The following is a 4,709-nucleotide window of genomic DNA, read 5'->3' as shown; positions in this document are numbered from 1 at the left end:
CGCGTTGGAGACCGCAAATCGTGTCCGGCAAGGCGCGAGCCGCCGCGTCGTGGCGTGCCACGACCCAGGCTCGCAACGCCGCCGGGCGCGATTTGCGGCCCAACCCGAAGGGACAAGCGCTGTTTTGCGGCAATCCAGCGTTGCAGCACGCTTGTGCAGAACCACTGCACGGCGCGTACTACGCCTCGTCTTGCCGCAAAACAGCGCTTGGCGCGAACTCGTACGACACGGCAACAGGCCCAAGCGGCGCGATCGCCGCATACCGGACAAGGGACGACTCATGACCGCGAAAATACTCGTCATGCCCGGCGACGGCGTCGGGCCCGAGATCTGCCGCGAGGCCGTCCGCGTGCTGGACGCGCTGGCCAGCGACCACGGGCTCGACATCGAGCTGGACGAAGCGCTGGTCGGCGGTGCCGCCATCGACGCCGAGGGCGATCCGCTGCCCGAGGCATCGCTGGCCGCTGCGCGCGAAGCCGATGCCGTGCTCTTCGGCGCCATCGGCGGCCCGGCCTGGGACGAACAGCCGCGCGACAAGCGCCCCGAGTCCGGCCTGCTGCGGCTGCGCAGCGAACTGGGGCTGTTCGCGAACCTGCGGCCGGCGATCCTGTATCCCCAGCTGGCGCATGTCTCCGCGCTCAAGCCCGAGATCGTGGCCGGGCTCGACATCATGATCGTGCGCGAGCTCACCGGCGGCATCTACTTCGGCAAGCCGTCGGGGCTGCACACCACCGCCAGCGGCCGGCGCGAGGCCTACAACACCATGCGTTATGACGAGGCCGAGATCGATCGCATCGGCCGGGCCGCCTTCGACACCGCGCGCGCCCGCAGCGGCCGCCTGTGCAGCGTGGACAAGGCGAACGTGCTGGATGTCTCCCAGCTCTGGCGGGACGTCATGAACGGCCTGGCCGGCGACTACCCGGACGTCGAGCTCACCCACATGTACGTCGATAACGCCGCCATGCAGCTGGTCCGGGCGCCTAAGCAGTTCGACACCGTGGTCACCGGCAACCTGTTCGGCGACATTCTCTCCGACGCCGCGGCGATGCTGACCGGATCGATCGGGATGCTGCCGTCGGCGTCCATGGACGCGGCGGGCAAGGGCCTCTACGAGCCGGTGCACGGCAGCGCGCCGGACATCGCCGGCCAAGGCGTGGCCAATCCGCTGGCGATCATCCTCTCCGTGGCCATGATGCTGCGCTACACCCTCGGCCGCGCGGATCTGGCGGCGAAGGTCGAGAACGCGGTCGGCTACGCGCTGGATCGCGGTCTGCGCACCCGCGACATCATGGACGACGAAACGCAGATGGCGAGCACCCAGGAGATGGGGGGCGCGATCGTCGATATGCTACGCTGAAAAGCGTCTATCCACCCGCGCAGAACGGTTGAGAACCCTACATGGCCAAGGAATACGACGTTGCCGTCGTCGGCGCCACCGGCGCCGTCGGCGAGACCATGCTGAGCATCCTCGAACAGCGGAACTTCCCGATCCGCAATATCTATCCGCTCGCCAGCGAGCGCTCCGCCGGCAAGAAGATCCAGTTCCGGGGTCGGAACGTCACCATCCAGAACCTGGCCGAGTTCGACTTCTCGCAGGTCCAGATCGGCCTGTTCTCCGCGGGCGGCTCGATCTCCGAGGAATTCGCGCCGAAGGCCGCCGAGGCCGGCTGCGTGGTCATCGACAACACGTCGCATTTCCGTCAGGCCGAGAACGTGCCGCTGGTGATTCCGGAGGTCAACGCCGAGCGCATCGCGGACTATCGCAACCGCGGGATCATCGCGAACCCCAACTGCTCGACCATCCAGATGGTGGTCGCGCTCAAGCCGCTGCATGACTTCGCCACCCTCGAGCGGATCAACGTGGCGACCTATCAGGCGGTATCCGGTTCCGGCGCTTCGGCGATCCGCGAGCTGGCCGACCAGAGCGCGCGCCTGCTCAACGGCCAGGAGATTCAGAAGCCCGAGGCCTATCCCAAGCAGATCGCGTTCAACGCGCTGCCGCACATCGACGTCTTCCTGGACAACGGCTACACCAAGGAAGAGATGAAGATGGTCTGGGAGACGCAGAAGATCCTCGGCGAGCCCGACATCCGCATCAACCCGACCGCCGCACGCGTGCCGGTGTTCTTCGGCCATTCCGAGGCCGTCCACATCGAGACCCGGGACAAGCTCACGGCCGCGAAGGCGACCGAGCTGCTGCGGGCCGCGCCGGGCGTGTCGGTGCTCGACACCCGCGAGGCGGGCGGCTATGCCACCGCCGTGACCGAGGCGGCCAACACCGACGACGTCTACGTCTCGCGTATCCGTGAGGACATCTCGCACGACAACGGTCTGGATTTCTGGGTCGTGGCCGATAACGTGCGCAAGGGCGCGGCGCTCAACAGTGTCCAGATCGCCGAGAAGCTGATCGAGACGTATCTGTAGAGATCGTACCGTCACGACGTCGGCCCGCGGCCGGCGTCGCGGCGGCAGGCGCCGGCCGTCCGCCAGGAAGTCCGCCACCGGGAGCGATGCAGGGCCCGTGCTTGATCTCATGCCGACAATCCGGCGCTTCGGCGCGGGTCTCGCCGTGTTGCTGTGCCTCGGGCATGCAGGCGCGGCGTTCGCGCTCGGCTTCGGCGATCTGCGGCTGGAGTCGGCCCTCAACGAACCGCTGGATGCCCGCGTCGCGCTGACCGCGCTCTCGGCCGACGAAGCCGACACGCTCTCGGTGCGCGTCGCGCCGCCGGCGATGTTCGAGCGTTTCGGCATCGAGCGCACGGCGCTCGCCGACGATATCCGCATCGATGTCACGGCCACCGGTTCGGGGCAGGCGCAGGCACGTCTGACCACGCGCGCACCGGTCCGCGAGCCCTTCGTGCGTGTCCTGCTCGAAGCCCGAACCGACGGCGGCCGGGCGCTGCGAGAATACACCGTCCTCCTGGATCCGCCCGGCCGGGCGCCGGCCGCGGCGGGCCGCAGTGCGCCGCCGAATCGCCGGGCTCCGGCGCGGCGCGAAGCCAGGACGCCGGTCGAGTCGGTCAGCGACCCGACGACCGCCGCCGGCCGCGACACGGCCGAGTCCTACGGCCCGATTCGATCTGGCGACACGCTGTTCAGCATCGCCGCCCGTCTGCGTTACCCGGACGTGACCCGCGAGCAGATGCAGGTAGCGCTGTACCGGGAGAACCCGCAGGCCTTCGGCAAGAGCATGAACGTCCTGCGGCGTGGTGCGACCCTGTCCGTGCCCGGCCGGGCGGAAGTGGCGGCGATCGACGCGAGCGCGGCCCGATCGACGATACGAACGGAGCGGCCGAGCTCGGAGCCGGCGCCCACGGCTGCGGCCGAGAACGGCGACACACCGGCAGCCGCCGAAGACGCTGCGCCGTCATCGAATCGGGCCCGGCTGCGCCTGCAGCCGCCCAGCGTGGAGGGCTCGGCGGCAGATGGGAGTACGGATGAGCCTCGTGCGGCGGGCGAGGGGGCGTCCGGCTTCGGTCGCCTGTCGGTGCCCGCCTTCGCCGACGCGGCGGATACCGGATCGCGCCTCTCGCTTGATACCGGGACCGGACGCGCCGCGTCCGATACGGTCGATCGGCCTGCGGGTAACGGCTCGGACACGGTACGCGCCGAGCCTGAAGGCGACGACGAGACCGGGTCACGGGCGCCGATGACGGTCGATGCCAGCGATCCACAGAACGGTGACGTGACCGGCGGCACGACCGCGGTCGATTCGAACGCCGACCGCCCGCAGGCCATCGACACCGAGGCCTCGGGCCCCGAATCGGAGACCGCAGGGGCCGCTTCGTCGGCTGGGGATGACGCGGGCCCGGCCGTCGCGGGCGCGGGGTCGGCCGCGAATTCCGGGGACAGCGACGCCCGCGAAGCGGATGCGGCCTCCGAGACCGCGGACGAGTCGGGTGCCGACGGCGACGAGAACTCGCGCCCGATCGCGGACGCCGGCGAACGGGATGTCGCCGCCGCCGGTGAGGGCGGCGGCCTGTTCTCCATCCGCAATCTGTTGCTGCTGGCCCTGCTCGCGGCTCTCGTCGGGCTGTTGATCGCATGGCAGCGCCGGCGTCAGTATCGACCGGTGGCGCTGGATTTCGGCGGCGACGACGCGGATTACGAAACGCATGCGGCAACGGCCGGGTCGACGCAGACGACCGCCGGGGAACCGCCGCCGGCCGCCCGGGCCGCGACACCCGCGGCCTCTTCCGTGCCGAACACAGGGGCCGCGCTGGATGACGCCGATCGTCAGATGGAGATCGGCCTGTTCGACGAGGCGCGCGCCACGCTGGACGAGGCCCTGGCGCGGGCGCCGGATGATGCCGCGCTGCAGGACAAGCGCATCGAACTCGAGTATCTGGCCGGCGACGCGAACGCCTTCGGCGACACGATCACGCGGTTCCAGAGCGCGCTGGCGGGCAGCGGGGTGCGCTGGGCCGGCGTCGCGGCGATGGGACGGGTGCTGCGCCCGGACGACCCGCGGTTTGCGTCGGGGCGTGCCGCGGAACCGGCCCGGCCCGCGGCCCCCGCCCCGGTGCAGGAGCGGGATCCGGCCGATCACGACGCCACCGATGCGCCGCCCTCGGTCGTCCCCGCGCCGTACGATTCGGCGGCCACGGATCACGATCGGGCATCGGCGCCCGATGCGGTCACAGGGGGGGACGCTCCTGTGAGGACGGATCGCGAACCCGACATCGAGCTGTCGTCAGCCTACGATCCTG

The 4,709-nt window shown here is 70.2% G+C and carries 4 protein-coding genes; all 4 read left to right on the top strand.

The features are described 5' to 3' along the window. Window positions 1-284: hypothetical protein (locus SAHL_RS18075; RefSeq protein WP_221178027.1), on the top strand; the 284-nt coding region annotated here is incomplete at its 5' end. Continuing rightward, window positions 281-1,357 carry a 3-isopropylmalate dehydrogenase gene (gene leuB / locus SAHL_RS17295; protein ID WP_123592662.1) on the top strand — a complete coding sequence of 359 codons (1,077 nt, stop codon included), beginning with the start codon at window positions 281-283 and terminating at the stop codon, window positions 1,355-1,357. The genes SAHL_RS18075 and leuB, both read left to right, overlap by 4 nt. 41 nt (window positions 1,358-1,398) lie before the next feature. Further along, window positions 1,399-2,424 carry an aspartate-semialdehyde dehydrogenase gene (locus SAHL_RS17290; protein WP_123592661.1) on the top strand — a complete coding sequence of 342 codons (1,026 nt, stop codon included), beginning with the start codon at window positions 1,399-1,401 and terminating at the stop codon, window positions 2,422-2,424. A 109-nt stretch (window positions 2,425-2,533) separates the two neighbouring features. After that, window positions 2,534-4,709 (top strand): FimV/HubP family polar landmark protein (locus SAHL_RS17285; RefSeq protein WP_221178026.1); only part of this gene is annotated, 2,176 nt, incomplete at its 3' end.

The organism is Salinisphaera orenii subsp. halophila YIM 95161, assembly GCF_003732545.1.
GTDB lineage: Bacteria > Pseudomonadota > Gammaproteobacteria > Nevskiales > Salinisphaeraceae > Salinisphaera > Salinisphaera orenii_A.
This window is presented reverse-complemented; position numbering and strand designations above follow the sequence as displayed.